This window comes from Comamonas sp. CMM03 (genome assembly GCF_019218715.1).
Classification (GTDB): Bacteria; Pseudomonadota; Gammaproteobacteria; order Burkholderiales; family Burkholderiaceae_C; genus Comamonas; species Comamonas terrigena.
In genome coordinates, this window is the sequence record NZ_JAHUXB010000001.1 from 1,395,343 (window position 1) to 1,409,227 (window position 13,885).

Sequence of the window (13,885 nt, forward strand, 5' to 3'; positions counted from 1 at the left end):
CGGGCTTTTTCCAGCACCTGCCCGCCACCCACGGCACACCAGTGGCAGCCGCCTACACTGCTGGCTTTGTCGCCCTTTCCCGCACTGCCATGACTTCCTTTGATGATCTCCCGTTGCACCTGCCCGCCCACTGCCAGAGCGTGCCACTGGACAAGTGCTACCGCTTGCTGAACCACGGACCCACGGTGCTGGTGTCGGCCGCGCACGCGGGCGAAGCCAACGTGATGGCCGCCGCCTGGGCCTGCGCGCTGGACTTTGCTCCGCCCAAGGTAACGGTGGTGCTGGACAAGCAGACCCGCACCCGGGCTTTGGTGGAGGCCAGCGGCCAGTTCGTGCTGCAGCTGCCCACCCGCGCCCAGGCCCGGCTGACACTGGATGTGGGCACCGACAGCGCCGTGCAGCACCCGGACAAGCTGCAGCGCCACGGCGTGGAGCTGTTCCGCCCGCCCGCAGCACCCGGCGCCCCGCTGGTGGCCGGCTGCGCCGGCTGGCTGGTGTGCCGCCTTATCCCCGAGCCGCACAACCAGCAGGCCTACGACCTGTTCATTGGCGAAGTGACGGCTGCCTGGGCCGACGAACGCGTGTTCCAGCAGGGTCGCTGGAAATTCGATGCCGCGCCGGACGACCTGCGCACCCTGCACTATGTTGCCGGTGGCCAGTTCTATGTCACCGGCGACAGCCTGCAACTGCCCAGCAGCATGCCGGATTAAGCAGCGGCGGCTGTGGGTCGCCCCTGCGGGCCATGCGCAGTGGCTTCCCCGGTGCCATTGCCATTGGCATGGCCGTTGAAGTGAGGGCAATCGCTTCAGTTGGCACAACCACCCTCCAGAAACACACAGCGCCCACACAGGGCGCCATGTTTGCATACCACCGCGGAAGGCGGCACCGCTCAGCGATTAGCGGTTGCGCTCTTTGTCCTTGTCTTCGCCCAAGCCCAGGCGGTCCATCAGCCCACCGGTGTTCACATCGGCACTGGGGCCTTGACCGGTAGCGGCCTCCACGCCGCCCATGAAATAGTTCATGGCCGTGAAGGCGCGGCTGGTTTCTTCGCCGCTGTTGATGGTTTCATCCACATTGCCGCCTTCGGTGTAGACGCGCACCCAGGTACGTGGCGAATAGGCCAGGCGCTCCATGGTGCGCAGCGGTACGTCAAACGCCGTGGCCGGATAGCCTTGCTGCATGGCTGCAGTCTGCGAGCGCGAACGCACGCGCAGCACTTCGCCGCTGCCAAAGTGGAAATCCGCCCCCGTCACTGCAGCCTGCTGGTTGGGCAAGCCAATGCTCAGCACGGCCTGCCCCTTCTTGGCGGCGGTCCAGGATGCCGCCAGCGTGGGGCATTGCGGGCGGCTGCATTGCACCTTCTCGGGAGCCACGGTCACGGTCTTGACGCCCTTGGCATCCACACCCTGCTGCACCTGCGGCACCAGTGCCTGCTTGCTTGCACACCCTGCCACCACCAGGGCACCCAGCACCCCTGCCAGCCAGAACTTCATATCGCTCACTCCAGATCCAAAACCCGCATGGTGCCATGCCTGACCGCCCCCAGGGCAAAAGCCACAGTGCAGCCCTGTCCACGGCAGGCGTCTTGACCTTGGAATCGAACCATGTGGGGCGCCTGAGACGAAGCCGTCTTCCGCCCACATCACCCTGCACACGGTCAGCCCTGACATCCGGTTGCGTGCGTATCGGGCTCCCCTAGCGCAGCGCGCGCAAGACCTGCTCATACAGCTCGTCATGGCTGTGCTGGATATGGATGGCTTCGCCGTTCAGAAAAAAGGCTGGCGTGCCGTCCACCCCGCTGCGCTCCCCGCCGTCGATATCGGCACGGATGCGGGCTTCCAGGTGCCCGCCGGCCATGGCCGGCCCCAGTTCTTCCGCATTCAGTTGCAGCGTCTGCAGCAAGCGCCCGTACAGCGGTGGTCCCAGGGTCGCCTGGTGGCTGTAGAGCCAGTCGTGCGCCTTCCAGAAACGGTCGTACTGGCCCGCGAACTCCACCACCAAGGCCGCCGGCAGCGCCTGGGCATGCATGGGCAGTGGAAAGTTGCGGAACACCACCGCCACCCGGTCACCCAGCTCCTGGCGAATGCGCTGCAAGGTCGGCTCCGCCATGCCGCAATACGGGCACTGGTAATCGCCATAGACCACCAGCACCACGGCGGCATCACGCGGGCCATGGACATGGTCATGGGCCGAAACAGGGACTTGCAGTACAGACATGAACCAGCTCCTCCATCACACCGGCAGCAGGAAAAAATGGGACAGGGCGCAACACAACAGGCCCCACCTGCCGCACAGCCGCCATGCTGGCATGGGCGGGCACCCACAGAGCTTGGGGACTTCCCCTCACTCCCGTCCGCCATCCGTCTGCCACCGCTACAGGCCGGTGCATGCCGGTGCCACATCGGGCTGCAAGCGGCACAGGCCTACGCCTGCTGCAGCGCGTGCCTGCCTACGATGGACAGGTGCACTCGCGCCTGCCCGGGCGACATGGCGCGGGACGGGCCGGCAGCGCACACCCCACGACCAGAACAGGAGCTCACCATGGGCCGCGAAACCGTTTCCTCCACCAACGTCACCGTCACCTTCGACGGCCAGCGCTGCATCCACTCGCGCCACTGCGTGCTGGACCGCCCGGACGTGTTTGTGCCCAATGTCAAGGGCGCCTGGATCCACCCCGAACGTGCCACCCCAGATGAAGTGCTGGAGCTGGCACACAACTGCCCCTCCGGAGCCATCCAGTGCCAGCACCCGGACGGCACGGCCATGGAGCTGCCGCCGCTGGTCAACACCGTGCGCGTGCGCGAGAACGGGCCGCTGGCCTTCCATGCGGAACTGGTGGTGGCCGGCCGACCCGACGGCCTGCGCGCCACACTGTGCCGCTGCGGCGCGTCGCAGCTCAAGCCCTACTGTGACGGCAGCCACACTGCCGCCGGCTTCACCGCCACGGGGGAGCCGTCCACACAGGAATCCAACCCGCTGCCCCGACGCAACGGTCCGTTGCAGATAGACCCCACCACCAACGGCCCGCTGCAGGTGAGCGGCCCGCTCGAAGTGGTCAGCGGCACAGGCCGCACCATCACCCGGGTGACCGACACCTGGCTGTGCCGCTGCGGGCACTCCGCGAACAAGCCGTTTTGTGACGGCAGCCATGCGAAGGCGGGATTTGTCAGCGGGGATTGAACAGGCGCGGCACGGCCGGCATGCCCCGGCAGCCCGAAGCCATGACGGGCCCAAACTGGATCCGGGATGGGGTCAACGGCTCTCCATCCGAAGCGCTTCGATCACCAGCGTCAGCGCCGGCGAGGGTTGCCTGCGGTTGGCGTAATACAGGTGATAGCCCGGGAAGCTGGGCCACCAGTCCTGGAGTACAGGGACCAGGGTGCCCTGCTCAAAATGGGGCTGCAGCAGATCCAGTGGCACATAGGCCAGCCCCATGCCATCCAGTGCGGCGCGCAGCAGCCAGAACGTGTTGTTCACCGTGACCTGCCCCGCCACCCGCACATTCAGTGCCTGGCCCCCTTTTTCAAACTCCCAGGCGTACAGCCCTCCGTAGGTGGGCAGGCGCAGATTGATGCAGCGGTGCCCGGTCAGATCAGCGGGACTGAGTGGCAGTTGGCGGCCTTCCAGATAGGCCGGCGATGCCGCCACCGCCATGCGCAGGTCCGGGCTGATGCGCACGGCAATCATGTCCTTGTCCAGCTGGTTGCCGGAGCGCACCCCGGCATCAAAGCGCTCGGCCACGATATCGGTCATGGCGTAGTCCACCGCAAACTCCACCTGGATATCGGGATAGGCATGCAACAGCGGCACCAGCCTGGGCCAGAGCACGGTGGTGATGGCGTGGTCGTGTGTGGAGATCCGCACCGTGCCCGCCGGCTTGTCACGCCATGCCGCCAGCGCGGCCAGCTCTGCATCGATGTCGTCCAGCCGGGGCGCCAGCGTGTGCAGCAGGCGCTCGCCCGCCTCCGTGACCGACACACTGCGTGTGGTGCGGGTGAGCAGGCGCACCCCCAGTCGCTCTTCCAGCGCCCGCATGCTGTGGCTCAGCGCGGAACGCGACAGTCCCATCTGCGCCGCCGCCTTGGTAAAGCTCTGCGCACGCGCCACGGCAACAAAGGCCTGCAGGTCATTCAGGTTCTCGGACATCATTGTTGAGTCAGTTTCACTAGTTCATGCAGATTTTGCCGTCTATTCAATCAAGCCAGCGCCTTCTACAGTGAATCGCACGATTTCAAGGTTTGCACGCAGACCGCACTAAGAAAGGAGCGCTCCATGAAACCCATTGCCACTGCCTTGCTGGCCACAGGCCTGAGCACACTGGCCAGCGCAGAGCCCGCCCCGGCCGCCGCTGCTGCTTCCGCCGTCCTGCCGACGGCCCAGCGCATTGCAGCAGCAGGCAGCCAGCACGCCATGGCAGGGCCTGCCCAGTTCTTTACGGGCCGGGCACGCATTGACCCGCTGTATGCCGCCAACGAACAGGTCAACGCTTCCGGTGCCTACGTCACCTTCGAACCCGGGGCCCGCTCGGCATGGCACACCCACCCCAAGGGCCAGTACCTGGTGGTGACAGGCGGCGTGGGACTGACCCAGGAATGGGGCAAGCCCGCCCAGCGCATCCAGCCGGGCGATGTGGTGTGGTGCCCGCCGGGCATCAAACACTGGCATGGTGCGGGCCTGTTCACGGCGCTCACGCACCTGGCCGTCACTCCGGCCGACAGCGACGGCAAGAATGTGGACTGGATGGAGCACGTCACCGACGCACAGTACCGAGAAGCACAGACGCACCAGAGTGCCGACACCATCGCTGCTGCCACTGCGGGCACAAACCACGGCACCGCTGCACCATGAAGCGCCACCACCCCACTCCCCGCCCGCATGCAACCCCGCTGGTCATGGCGCTGGGCACCGTGCTGGCGCTATCGGCCAGCCCCTCCCACGCACAGGAGACCTCCATGCAACCAACCACCACCCAGCACGCGCCCCCCAGCACCAGCCTGACGGGCCGCCAGTTGGCCATAGCGCCTGTCACCGCCTGGGCGGCAGTGGGCGACATGCCCCGACTTCGCACCGCACTGGAGCAGGCGCTGGATGCCGGCATGTCGATCCAGGAGGCCAAGGAGCTGCTGGTGCAGGTCTATGCCTATGCCGGCTTTCCACGCAGTCTGAATGCCCTGGGTGAGCTGATGCAGCTGGTTGATGCCCGCAGGCAGCGCGGCGTGCAAGACGCCGCGGGCCAAGAGCCCGGAGTGGTCCCCACCGGCGACGCCCTGCTGGCACTGGGCACCGCCAACCAGACCCGGCTTGCCGGAGGCCCGGTCACCGGCCCGCTGTTTGACTTTGCACCGGCCATCGATGTGTTCCTAAAATCACACCTGTTCGGCGACATCTTTGCGCGTGACAACCTGGACTGGCAAAGCCGCGAAATCGCCACCGTCGGCATGCTGGCGGCCATGCCCGGTGTCGACAGCCAATTGCAGGCCCATATGCGCATCAGCCTGAACACCGGACTGACGCCCAGCCAGCTGCAGCAGGTGGTGCAGGTAATGACCCGCCAGGTCGATGCTGCTTCCGGGGCGCGCGCACAGGCGGCGCTGGCCCGGCAACTGCGCTTGCAACCCTGACATTGAGCGTGAAAGGATGACCATGGAAACCAACCAACTGCACCGCGGACGCCTCATCGACCACATCCAGTTGGTGGTGAGCGACCTCCAAGCCAGCCAGGACTTCTACACCGCCGTCCTGGCTGTGCTGGAGATCCCCATCATCGGCACCAGTGATGATTTCTTCTGGGCGGACGAACTGGTGGTGTCCTCGGCCGGCAGCCCGGCCGCGCTGGGGGTGCTGACAGGCCGCTGCCACCTGGCTTTCCAGGCCAGAAACCAGGCCATGGTGGAGGCCTTTCACCGAGCGGCGCTGGCGCATGGCGGACGCGACAACGGCCCTCCGGGCGAGCGGCCCTACCACCCTGGGTACTACGCGGCCTTTGTGCTGGACCCCGATGGCAACAACATCGAAGCCGTGTACCACGGCGAGGCCCGGCGCAGCGCACCATCGGTGGTGATCGATTTCTAGCGCGGACCCGTGAAGGCCATTCCAGCGTTCCACGCCACCCGCCACCCGCCACCCGCCACCCGCCACCCGCCACCCGCCACCATGGTGGCAGCGGTGACCGCATCTGCGCGCTGAGAACGGTCATCCACTGGCACCACCCGCCCCAGTGATGCCCGGCGCGGGTCATACGGCCAGCGATTGCCAACGGCGCGCTTGCTTTCCGGATTGGATTGGCTTGGCTTGCCAGAAGCCATCTGTTCGAAGTAGCGCCAACAGTGCATCAAGACTGCTGTGCTGATGGAAACAGGAGCGTTAAACCAGCTGCACAACTCTGGCCGATTCGGTGCGGAGGGCTCACAGGGACCATTGAGGGACGAGAACTCCAGGAGCCCCTTTGTAGTCCAATCGCCCCCAGCAATGCCTCCCCCACGCCTACCCCGCTGACAGCTCAGCGCTGCATAGTTAACAGCTCCCACCAGCAAAGGAGTTTGTATGACCAAGCCAGCAGCGAAAAAGAGCAGTGCCAAGCCGTCAGTGACCGACCTACGCGGGAATGCCGGCGAGCTGCAGCAGCAAGCCGGGGGCATCCACCCGGCGATGACGACCCAGCAAGGCATCCCGGTCCCTGACAACCAGAACTCTCTCAAGGCCTATGAGCGTGGGCCCAGCCTTCTCGAAGACTTCATCCTTCGCGAGAAGATTACCCACTTCGACCACGAGCGCATCCCCGAGCGCATCGTCCACGCCCGTGGCACTGGGGCCCACGGCTACTTCGAGTTGAGTCAGTCCCTGGCCAAATACACCACGGCTCAAGTGCTCACCGAAACGGGCAAGAAGGTACCCATCTTCGTGCGCTTTTCCACCGTGGCCGGCGGTGCTGGCTCCGTGGACACTCCGCGCGACGTGCGTGGTTTCGCCATCAAGTTCTATACCAACGAAGGCAACTGGGATCTGGTCGGAAACAACGTGCCAGTGTTCTTCATCCAGGATGCGATGAAGTTTCCAGATCTTGTACACGCGGTGAAGATGGAGCCCGATCGCGGCTTTCCGCAGGCGGCCTCGGCCCACGATACGTTCTGGGATTTCATCTCGCTGATGCCCGAGTCCATGCACATGGTGATGTGGATCATGAGCGACCGCACCATCCCCCGCAGCCTGCGGACCATCGAAGGGTTTGGTGTGCACAGCTTCCGGCTGATCAACGCCCAGGGCGACAGCACCTTTGTCAAGTTCCACTGGCGACCCGAATTGGGCATCCAGTCCACCGTGTGGGACGAAGCGCTGGCGCTGCAAGCCGCCGACAACGACTTCCATCGCCGCGACCTGTTTGAAGCCCTGGAGGCCGGCCAAGCGCCTGCCTGGGAGCTGAGCGTGCAGCTGTTCACCGAGGAGCAGGCCAGCAAACTGCCCTATGACCACCTTGACCCCACCAAAATCATTCCGGAAGAAATTGTGCCGCTGCAAAAAATCGGCCGTTTTGTACTCAATCGCTGGCCCGACAACTTCTTTGCAGAGACCGAACAGGTGGCCTTCTGCCCAGCCAACGTGCCGCCAGGCATCGATTTCTCCAACGACCCGCTGTTGCAAGGCCGCTTGTTCTCGTATCTGGATACGCAGCTCTCGCGCCTGGGTGGGCCCAATTTTGCGCAAATCCCCATCAATGCGCCGAAATGTCCCTTCGCCCATCACCAGCGCGACGGACATATGCAAATGCAAGTACCCAAGGGTCGCGTGGCCTATGAACCGTCCAGCCTGCAACCCGACAGCCCGCGTGCTTCGCTGGCTCAGGGCTCTCGCTCATTTGCCGAAGCTGCGGTAGGCAGCAAAGGCCGTGTACGCCCCGAATCGTTCGCGGACCATTACAGCCAGGCACGCATGTTCTTCCGCAGCCAAAGTGCCCTGGAGCAGGCCCACATCGCCAGCGCCTTGGTTTTTGAGCTTTCAAAGGTGCAGACACCCCATGTGCGCAGCGCGGTGGTCAGCCAGCTGCGCGTGATTGACGAGGAACTGGGCCAGCGCGTGGCCAAGGGCTTGGGCCTGTCGCCGGTGCCTGATGCAGTGCAGCCCGCCGTCCCCGTGCAGGACCTGCCGGTCAGCCCGGCCACCCGCATCATCGACCGAATGAAGCACACGCTGGAAGGCCGCTGCGTCGCCATTTTGGTGGATGAAGGGTCGAATGCCGAGTCCGTTGCCGCGATGCGCAAGGCGCTGGAGGCAGCCAAGGCCAGCGTCAAGTTGATTGCCCCGCGCCTGGGTGGCATCACGCTGAGTGATGGCAAAGAAGCCGCCATCGATGGGCAACTGGCCGGATCGCCCTCCGCCCAGTTTGATGCGGTGGCTTCCATCATCCCGCTGGAGTCTGGCAAAAAACTGGCCAAGCATGCGGCAGCGCAGAACTGGTTTCGCGATGCCTTTGGTCACCTTAAAGCTATCGCAGCCTGCAAGGGCACACACGCCATCCTTGACGCTGCTGGAGTAAAGCCCGACGCCGGCGTAGTGGACCCGAGTGACACCAAAGCGTTTGTGAAGGCCGCGGTATCTCGCTTTTGGGAACGTGAGCCCGCATTGCGCAGTCTTGCGTGAACGAGATGTACAGGCCCTGCCAGCGCCTTCCACCAGTGGTTACGGAGTCACCGTGCGCTCGGTCTTGGCACCACTGGCAGGGCCGAATAGATCGGATGGAACAGAGTTTCTGCGGCTCTGGATCGCATCGTCAACAGAGAACTGGAGATTGAGCAATGAATATTCACACCCGATATCAGGCTTGTATCGACGCATGCAACGCTTGTGCTGCCGCCTGCAATGCCTGCCTGGCTGCTTGCCTCAAGGAAGACGACGTGAAAATGATGCGGCGCTGCATTGCACTCGACACCGATTGCGCAGCCATCTGCAGCCTTGCAGCGCATGCGATGGCCCGCGACAGTGAAATGGCTCGGCATTTTTGCCGTGTGTGCAGCGAAGTCTGCCTGGCTTGTGCGAACGAATGCTCGCAGCATGCACATGACCATTGCCAGCAGTGTGCTGACGCATGCAAGCACTGCGCTAAAGCCTGCCAGGCAATGGTCAATTGAGGCCAAGCTGCCCGGCTTTAAGCCAGCACCACACGACGCAAAGGCATGCGGCACGGACGGTCGTGCCTTTGCGGTGGCTGGAGTGCTGGATAGCCCAATTTCAGCCTTCTGCAGCCGTTCCTGTGATGGGAAGCACAACGCCGGTGATGTAGCTGGAACACGCTTGAGACGCCAGGAAAACATAGGCCGGCGAGATTTCTTCAGGTTGTGCGGGTCGCCGCATGTCGGTTTTGGCCCCAAACTGCACCACGTCTTCGGCTGTTTTGTCCGCAGGATTGAGCGGCGTCCAGACAGGACCTGGTGCGACGGCATTCACGCGGATATTGCGCTCGGCCAGGTTACTTGCAAGCGCCTTGGTGAACGCATGGATTGCGCCCTTCGTGGCCGAATAGTCCAAGAGGTTCTTACTGCCGCGAAGGCCTGTCACAGAACCGGTGTTGATAATGCAGTCGCCCTGACCAAGATGAGGCAGCACGGCTTTGACCATATGAAAGTAGCCAAAGACGTTCGTCTTGAAAGTCTCTTCGAGTCGCTGCTCCGTGATGTCTTCGATGTGTTCGGCATGCTCCTGAAAAGCAGCGTTATTTACCAACACATTGATGCCGCCGAACTTCGCTACCGCCTTGGCAACCATACCCTCGCAAAATGCGGCATCTTGTACGTCCCCCGAGATGGGCAGGCATGTGCCACCTTCGGCTTCCACCAGGCGGCAGGTTTCTTGGGCATCCTCGTCTTCGTTCAGATAGGCAATGGCGACGTGGGCACCTTCGCGTGCAAAGAGAATCGCGACCGCCCGACCGATGCCTGAATCGCCCCCTGTAATGATTGCCACCTTGCCTTCCAATTTGCCGCTGCCACGATAGTCCTTGGCAAGGCTCCGAGGCTGCAGTGGCATGTCGGCCTGCAGCCCTGGCTTGGCAAGCGTCTGCGATGGCAACGGAGGCGCCGGCTCGGCATGCCCCGGACCTGGAGCGCCTTTGGCTTTTGGCTTTGCACGCGCATTACGTGTGGGAGCCTGGCGGTCATCTGCATCCTGCGTCGCCTGAATAACTTGTTGGCGTTGCACAGCGGCATCGGCATCGGCATCGGCATCGGCATCGGCATCGGCATCGGCATCGGCATCGGCATCGGCAGGTCGCTCAGATTTTTTCCACTTGTTTGGGTCTTTCATCGCGGTGATTCCTTTCATGTCTTTGCGTCAACGCCTATTAACCAAGCAAGGTTGATAAAATTCGCACTAATGCTATTGCTTTGAAAATTCAATTATTTTCATACTTGAAGATCTATTATAAGAACTATGCAGGCGTAAATGTAATATTGATTACAGTGATCTCAGGCTGATAATTCCGTATGGTGTAGTCCATATCTTTCATCTATTTATTGAATAACCTTACAAATATTTTCTTCGTCCCAGCATAAAAATTAAGTACAGGAGGCAAACATGCTACGTTATGCTGTTATTTTCTTGGTCATTGCACTGATCGCTGCCGTTTTGGGATTTGGCGGGATCGCAGCAGGTGCAGTGGATATTGCGAAAATTCTCTTCTTTGTCTTTATCGCGATTGCGGTAATTACATTCGTCGTAAGTTTGATCAACAAGAAATAACTTCCGACATCCAACCCAGAAAGGAATCGTCATGAAAGCAAGCAACACATCTCGCGCCCTGATTGTCGCCATTGCACTCAGCTCTGGTGTTTTGGCTGTCACTGGCTGCTCTGTGGCCCGCAATCAACAAAGCGTTGGGTCCTATATGGATGACTCTGGCATCACCACAGCGGTGAAGGCAAAATTTGCAGAGGATAAAACTGTTGCTGCCACCTCCATCAGCGTGGAAACCATGAAGGGTGTAGTTCAGCTCTCCGGCTTTGCCAAAAGCCAGGCAGAAAAAGATCGAGCAGAATCCATCACACGCAACACCAAAGGTGTTATGGGGGTGAGGAACAGCATTGTGGTTCGCCCTTAATCTCACACGTCCATAAAATTCTTTATTAACATTCGCACCACATGGACCTGAATACGGTCTGTGGTCACGATATAGAGAAAAGCCCGCATGATGCGGGCTTTTCTATTCACAAAAATTCAACACCAGAGTGGGACTTACCGTCTGGTCAAAAGCATGCCGATGACAACCCCCACGGCCAATGCACCGCCAATGGCCTGCCATGGTGAATCATGGACATAGTCATCGGTGTTGCGAGCAACATCCCTCGAATAATCCACGGCTCCGTTGGCCGCATTTCGAGCGCGACTGAGTCCACGATCCAGGAACTGCACCGCCTCCTTCAACTTGGGTTCCTCTTTGGCGCGCGCGGCAAGCACGTCACCCGTGTCTTGCAGCAGGCGGGTCAGGTCGCGCTGAATGGTCGATGCATTCGGGGAAAACAACTTCATTGTGTACTCCTTCGTGTGGTGAACAGTCTGTACAGAGTACGTCCAATGCCACGCCATGGATGTAGGTCGATCACAACCTTGACTGATACAAGCGCAGCCAAATGAAACAGTGGCTGAGTACACCACCTCCCCGCCAATGCTTTGTGCGAGGAGCGCTGTGCAACTTTAGACATCTCCGTTCTTGACCAATGTGCACAGTTTGCGCGCATTGGGCGAAATATCCAGCACAGAGTACTTTTCCATATTGACGATGTACACCAGAAAAGGCGTATAAGTGCCGCTGTCACCCACCTTTATTTCACCACATATCTGAAAATCGCCCTTCTCTTTTTTGCTTTCAATGATTTCCAGCGCCCTCAATTCGGCGCTTTCCGTACCACTCAGTCTTTCGCCCAACGCATTGCGCAGAAGTGCCTCATTGATTGCAGGCTCACCGTCTGCCTGCGCTGATGCTCCACAGACCCATGCAAGAAAAATGGTTGTAAAAAATTTCCGCATTAATTTCACCCATTTCTCCCAATAGCTGCAGCGCTCACAGCCCTTCATTTTTTCTGTATGAGAACTATTTTTCCAAACGACAGAGATCATTTCACGCATTTCCATGCAATAAGTTACAGCCGAAAGATGGTTATATCATTGGACAGGTTTGAGCAGGTGCTGATCCTACAGTCCTGCACACCTATCGACTACTCCCTATCGTCGACGAGCGACCTAATCTGTACCCAGAAGCCATTCTGCTTCGCAAGTACCAAGCGCTGAAGCGGATCAATAGAGAGAAATTGCTCTCTCCACAACATTGTCCGCACCTCGCATCGCCACCTTGATGGCATCGCATTTCCTCAGCGTTTGTGTGTAAACCCCTCTAGGAGATAGCCATGGTTACACCCAATACTGCATCGAGCATCATTTCCTCCGACAAGGTCAATGGGACCAATGTCTATAACCCCAATGGCGAAAAGCTCGGCTCGATTGACTCTCTGATGATCGACAAGATCAGCGGCCAAGTCCGTTACGCCGTGATGGAATTTGGCGGCTTCCTGGGAATAGGTACCGACAATTACCCTATTCCCTGGAGCAGCCTGAAGTACGAACCCAATATGGGCGGCTACGTTGTCTCTGTAAGCAAGGAACAACTGGAAGACGCTCCAAGTTATACGCGCGGTATGGAATGGGATTACACCGATGAAAACCGCCGCCGTGTGAATGACTATTACGGAGTTCCATACCTGTAAATTATCTGAAACGCCGAATACCGAAGCCCGCATTTGCGGGCTTTTTTCATTGGTCATCCATTTTTCACAGTCCACTTAGAACGGCTAGCACGGCCCGGTGAGCAGCAGGACTCAATCAAGACAAGGAGCTTGAGACCGCAAGCACTGCAACCCGTACGGTAAGACGGGCAACGACGCACCAGGAACGGCACCTAGAACCCGAGCATGAAAGCGTTGACGTAAGAGAAGTCTACAAAGCACCTCAACCTGTGAGAAGCGCACTCAATCCCTTATAGGCATACCAATGCATAAACCAAGAGCATCCACTTACATAACTGAAGCGCATTGTCAGATTGTGACTACAGATCAGTTGCTGCCAGCGCTCCATGCTGACGGACAGGCAGGTCACCCCGACCTGTTGTTTCACCCGAAGGAGCTCAAGACATGTCGCAGCAACCCCATCAGCAAAATGCCAATCAACAGCAACCTGACCAACATCAACAGCAGAACCCCAACCAACAGCAGCCTGGTCAGCAACAGCCTGGACAAAAGCCCTCTGACCAACAGCAGCAGCAAAACCCGAATCGCCAGCAACCTGGGCAGGACCAGCCAAACCAGCCTCAGCGCTAATTTTTGCCCGGCAGCCGGCCGGGCCGGCTTCTCAGAGTGGCCAACACGTCCCCCTCGAACCGCAGGTTTGCAACCGAGACGGGGCACAAAGCCGCTGGCAGCGCACTTCGTACGACAAAGCTGAAACAGGGTATGGGGTGGTGTGAGCGGCTCTCAGGAAGGAGGCAAATATGTCAACGAAAACCAGCAGCACCGATGCCAGCCAGCATCGTTCGCCGAAGCGCGCGCCCGGAGAAGGTATAGCGGCCGAACCGACCATCATCGCCGAGCAACACCGCAAGCCCAATACCGGCCCCCAATCCGTGCCCAAGGGAAGCCCCCCTTCTGTGCATGCACCGAAGTCCGGGAAAAACAACCAGGAGTGAGGTATGGCTACACCAAGCACACGCAAGCCCTCATTTCCCGAGGACGAAGAAATGGATCCCGTTGGCAAGCCATACCCCGAGCAGGAGAAGGATGGCGATGATCCGCCCCATCCGCCATTCTCGCCAGACACCGAACCAGACATTCCCCAGGACCCTGAATCCAAG

At 60.4% G+C, this 13,885-nt stretch carries 18 protein-coding genes; 12 read left to right on the forward strand and 6 right to left on the reverse strand.

Translation table 11 applies throughout. The features are described 5' to 3' along the window. The first annotated feature begins 119 nt into the window (after positions 1–119). The gene (locus KW830_RS06375) at positions 120–710 is read left to right on the forward strand and encodes a flavin reductase family protein (RefSeq protein WP_370626099.1); all 591 of its coding nucleotides are present in this window, start codon (positions 120–122) and stop codon (positions 708–710) included. Between the two features lie 186 nt (positions 711–896). Here KW830_RS06375 and KW830_RS06380 read toward each other — a convergent pair whose 3' ends face one another. Next, positions 897–1,493 carry a hypothetical protein gene (locus KW830_RS06380; RefSeq protein WP_218332521.1) on the reverse strand — a complete coding sequence of 199 codons (597 nt, stop codon included), beginning with the start codon at positions 1,491–1,493 and terminating at the stop codon, positions 897–899. A gap of 202 nt (positions 1,494–1,695) precedes the next feature. Further along, positions 1,696–2,217 (reverse strand): thioredoxin domain-containing protein, encoded by a 522-nt coding sequence (locus KW830_RS06385; protein WP_218332522.1) that lies wholly within the window; start codon positions 2,215–2,217, stop codon positions 1,696–1,698. Between the two features lie 324 nt (positions 2,218–2,541). Here KW830_RS06385 and KW830_RS06390 point away from each other — a divergent pair, with 324 nt between their 5' ends. Continuing rightward, entirely contained in the window at positions 2,542–3,180 is a 639-nt protein-coding gene (locus KW830_RS06390; protein ID WP_218332523.1) for a CDGSH iron-sulfur domain-containing protein, read from the forward strand. A gap of 72 nt (positions 3,181–3,252) precedes the next feature. On the opposite strand, the gene KW830_RS06395 is transcribed toward KW830_RS06390, so the two are convergent. Beyond that, positions 3,253–4,149: a LysR family transcriptional regulator gene (locus KW830_RS06395; RefSeq protein ID WP_218332524.1), complete on the reverse strand. Its 897-nt coding sequence runs from the start codon at positions 4,147–4,149 to the stop codon at positions 3,253–3,255. A 123-nt stretch (positions 4,150–4,272) separates the two neighbouring features. On the opposite strand from KW830_RS06395, the gene KW830_RS06400 reads away from it, so the two are divergent. The 5 genes from KW830_RS06400 (at position 4,273) to KW830_RS06420 (ending at position 9,122) form a co-directional block, all read left to right on the forward strand. Beyond that, positions 4,273–4,848, forward strand: coding sequence for a cupin domain-containing protein (locus KW830_RS06400; RefSeq protein WP_218332525.1), 576 nt, complete (start codon positions 4,273–4,275; stop codon positions 4,846–4,848). Positions 4,849–4,952: 104 nt separating this feature from the next. Then, on the forward strand, positions 4,953–5,621 hold the full coding sequence (locus KW830_RS06405; RefSeq protein ID WP_255578116.1) for a carboxymuconolactone decarboxylase family protein: 669 nt from the start codon (positions 4,953–4,955) through the stop codon (positions 5,619–5,621). A gap of 22 nt (positions 5,622–5,643) precedes the next feature. Further along, positions 5,644–6,072 (forward strand): VOC family protein, encoded by a 429-nt coding sequence (locus KW830_RS06410; protein WP_218332526.1) that lies wholly within the window; start codon positions 5,644–5,646, stop codon positions 6,070–6,072. 471 nt (positions 6,073–6,543) lie between these two features. After that, a complete protein-coding gene (locus KW830_RS06415; protein WP_218332527.1) occupies positions 6,544–8,634 on the forward strand; it encodes a catalase in 2,091 nt (696 codons plus the stop codon). A gap of 155 nt (positions 8,635–8,789) precedes the next feature. Further along, a complete protein-coding gene (locus KW830_RS06420) occupies positions 8,790–9,122 on the forward strand; it encodes a four-helix bundle copper-binding protein (RefSeq protein WP_218332528.1) in 333 nt (110 codons plus the stop codon). A 100-nt stretch (positions 9,123–9,222) separates the two neighbouring features. Here the strand turns inward: KW830_RS06420 and KW830_RS06425 are convergent, their stop codons facing one another. Further along, positions 9,223–10,311 (reverse strand): SDR family oxidoreductase, encoded by a 1,089-nt coding sequence (locus KW830_RS06425; RefSeq protein ID WP_255578117.1) that lies wholly within the window; start codon positions 10,309–10,311, stop codon positions 9,223–9,225. Positions 10,312–10,563: 252 nt separating this feature from the next. Between KW830_RS06425 and KW830_RS06430 the strand changes: the two genes are divergently transcribed. Both KW830_RS06430 and KW830_RS06435 read left to right on the forward strand, forming a co-directional pair. Beyond that, positions 10,564–10,728 carry a DUF1328 domain-containing protein gene (locus KW830_RS06430; RefSeq protein ID WP_083520354.1) on the forward strand — a complete coding sequence of 55 codons (165 nt, stop codon included), beginning with the start codon at positions 10,564–10,566 and terminating at the stop codon, positions 10,726–10,728. 31 nt (positions 10,729–10,759) lie between these two features. Continuing rightward, positions 10,760–11,086: a BON domain-containing protein gene (locus tag KW830_RS06435; protein WP_083520355.1), complete on the forward strand. Its 327-nt coding sequence runs from the start codon at positions 10,760–10,762 to the stop codon at positions 11,084–11,086. A 134-nt stretch (positions 11,087–11,220) separates the two neighbouring features. On the opposite strand, the gene KW830_RS06440 is transcribed toward KW830_RS06435, so the two are convergent. After that, a complete protein-coding gene (locus KW830_RS06440; RefSeq protein ID WP_172591818.1) occupies positions 11,221–11,514 on the reverse strand; it encodes a YqjD family protein in 294 nt (97 codons plus the stop codon). A 165-nt stretch (positions 11,515–11,679) separates the two neighbouring features. Further along, positions 11,680–12,102, reverse strand: coding sequence for a hypothetical protein (locus KW830_RS06445; RefSeq protein ID WP_218332529.1), 423 nt, complete (start codon positions 12,100–12,102; stop codon positions 11,680–11,682). Between the two features lie 287 nt (positions 12,103–12,389). Here KW830_RS06445 and KW830_RS06450 point away from each other — a divergent pair, with 287 nt between their 5' ends. The 3 genes from KW830_RS06450 (at position 12,390) to KW830_RS06460 (ending at position 13,720) form a co-directional block, all read left to right on the forward strand. Then, positions 12,390–12,746 carry a PRC-barrel domain-containing protein gene (locus tag KW830_RS06450; RefSeq protein WP_218332530.1) on the forward strand — a complete coding sequence of 119 codons (357 nt, stop codon included), beginning with the start codon at positions 12,390–12,392 and terminating at the stop codon, positions 12,744–12,746. A gap of 423 nt (positions 12,747–13,169) precedes the next feature. Further along, a complete protein-coding gene (locus KW830_RS06455; RefSeq protein WP_218332531.1) occupies positions 13,170–13,355 on the forward strand; it encodes a hypothetical protein in 186 nt (61 codons plus the stop codon). Between the two features lie 170 nt (positions 13,356–13,525). Further along, positions 13,526–13,720 carry a hypothetical protein gene (locus KW830_RS06460; RefSeq protein WP_218332532.1) on the forward strand — a complete coding sequence of 65 codons (195 nt, stop codon included), beginning with the start codon at positions 13,526–13,528 and terminating at the stop codon, positions 13,718–13,720. The last annotated feature ends 165 nt before the right edge of the window (positions 13,721–13,885 follow it).

Excerpts from the sequence above, each read along its gene's own strand:
- KW830_RS06380 (WP_218332521.1), bottom strand. The coding sequence starts at position 1,493 with ATGAAGTTCTGGCTGGCAGGGGTGCTGGGTGCCCTGGTGGTGGCAGGG.
- KW830_RS06385 (WP_218332522.1), bottom strand. The coding sequence starts at position 2,217 with ATGTCTGTACTGCAAGTCCCTGTTTCGGCCCATGACCATGTCCATGGC.
- KW830_RS06390 (WP_218332523.1), top strand. The coding sequence starts at position 2,542 with ATGGGCCGCGAAACCGTTTCCTCCACCAACGTCACCGTCACCTTCGAC.
- KW830_RS06395 (WP_218332524.1), bottom strand. The coding sequence starts at position 4,149 with ATGATGTCCGAGAACCTGAATGACCTGCAGGCCTTTGTTGCCGTGGCG.
- KW830_RS06400 (WP_218332525.1), top strand. The coding sequence starts at position 4,273 with ATGAAACCCATTGCCACTGCCTTGCTGGCCACAGGCCTGAGCACACTG.
- KW830_RS06405 (WP_255578116.1), top strand. The coding sequence starts at position 4,953 with ATGCAACCAACCACCACCCAGCACGCGCCCCCCAGCACCAGCCTGACG.
- KW830_RS06410 (WP_218332526.1), top strand. The coding sequence starts at position 5,644 with ATGGAAACCAACCAACTGCACCGCGGACGCCTCATCGACCACATCCAG.
- KW830_RS06415 (WP_218332527.1), top strand. The coding sequence starts at position 6,544 with ATGACCAAGCCAGCAGCGAAAAAGAGCAGTGCCAAGCCGTCAGTGACC.
- KW830_RS06420 (WP_218332528.1), top strand. The coding sequence starts at position 8,790 with ATGAATATTCACACCCGATATCAGGCTTGTATCGACGCATGCAACGCT.
- KW830_RS06425 (WP_255578117.1), bottom strand. The coding sequence starts at position 10,311 with ATGAAAGGAATCACCGCGATGAAAGACCCAAACAAGTGGAAAAAATCT.
- KW830_RS06430 (WP_083520354.1), top strand. The coding sequence starts at position 10,564 with ATGCTACGTTATGCTGTTATTTTCTTGGTCATTGCACTGATCGCTGCC.
- KW830_RS06435 (WP_083520355.1), top strand. The coding sequence starts at position 10,760 with ATGAAAGCAAGCAACACATCTCGCGCCCTGATTGTCGCCATTGCACTC.
- KW830_RS06440 (WP_172591818.1), bottom strand. The coding sequence starts at position 11,514 with ATGAAGTTGTTTTCCCCGAATGCATCGACCATTCAGCGCGACCTGACC.
- KW830_RS06445 (WP_218332529.1), bottom strand. The coding sequence starts at position 12,102 with ATGATCTCTGTCGTTTGGAAAAATAGTTCTCATACAGAAAAAATGAAG.
- KW830_RS06450 (WP_218332530.1), top strand. The coding sequence starts at position 12,390 with ATGGTTACACCCAATACTGCATCGAGCATCATTTCCTCCGACAAGGTC.
- KW830_RS06455 (WP_218332531.1), top strand. The coding sequence starts at position 13,170 with ATGTCGCAGCAACCCCATCAGCAAAATGCCAATCAACAGCAACCTGAC.
- KW830_RS06460 (WP_218332532.1), top strand. The coding sequence starts at position 13,526 with ATGTCAACGAAAACCAGCAGCACCGATGCCAGCCAGCATCGTTCGCCG.